Here is a 920-nt window from a genome sequence, read left to right on the forward strand (position 1 = left end):
TATTGATGCGGTGCCACCGTTAAGTGAAGGCACGGTGTTAACATGTCGTGAAGGTGAAATTAAAGACCGAAAAACTGAGCCACCAAAACACTTTACTGAAGCCACTCTGCTGCAAGCGATGACGGGAATTGCTCGTTATGTTGCCGATAAAGAGTTGAAAAAAATTCTGCGCGACACAGATGGATTAGGTACGGAAGCGACTCGTGCGGGTATTTTGGATACGCTCTTTAAGCGTCAGTTATTGACAAGGCAAGGTAAATCCATACTCAGCTCGCAAGCTGGACGAGGGTTAATCAACGCATTACCACAAGATGCGACGTATCCTGACATGACCGCTCATTGGGAGCACCAACTTCAGGGGATGGCAGAAAGAAATCAAGCTTATCAACCTTTCATGCAGGCACTTGAACAGCGTATTGATGGGTTGATGAGCCAAGTAAAATCAGGGCCAATACCGGATTCTCTGCGCCACTTACCTAAAGTCGAACGTCCGGCGTTCAAGCGTAAAAAGCGAAGCTACCCAAAGAGTGGGGCATCGAAAACGGGAGCCTCAAAGCGAAAGAGCTCTTAAACAAAAGCGGCGCATGATAGCGCCGCTTTTGCTTGTTGTTTGTGGTGGTGTTACTCAAACAGATCGCCGTGATTTTGAATGGCACCTCTTACATCATCTTGCGTAAGAACTCGTTTGCCCGAGACTTGTTTGACTTGCTTACCTAAATCGACCAACGCATCGCGATTCGCTTGTGTTTGACGTTTCCCTGCGCTTCTTAAGCAGTAGTTGAGTTCGTGATCTTCACTAAAATTCACCAGATCTCTATCCGCAGCCATGCTCACTCTCCTTATTTGTTTGATAGCCTTACTAAGTCTGGAAAGGAAACGCAGAAATTCAAGGTTGTCAGAGAAGTAGAAAGCATAAAGCT

Annotated in this window: 2 protein-coding genes; one reads left to right on the top strand and one right to left on the bottom strand. The window is 46.3% G+C overall.

What is annotated here, in order from left to right; all coding sequences use genetic code 11:
* Window positions 1-571: DNA topoisomerase (locus tag R7O13_RS25045; protein WP_318304964.1), on the top strand; the 571-nt coding region annotated here is incomplete at its 5' end.
* A gap of 50 nt (window positions 572-621) precedes the next feature.
* Here the strand turns inward: R7O13_RS25045 and R7O13_RS25050 are convergent.
* Complete coding sequence (locus R7O13_RS25050) at window positions 622-828, bottom strand: hypothetical protein (RefSeq protein WP_005461782.1); 207 nt, start codon at window positions 826-828, stop codon at window positions 622-624.
* Between the last annotated feature and the right edge of the window lie 92 nt (window positions 829-920).

It is taken from the genome of Vibrio sp. Y176 (assembly GCF_033438945.1).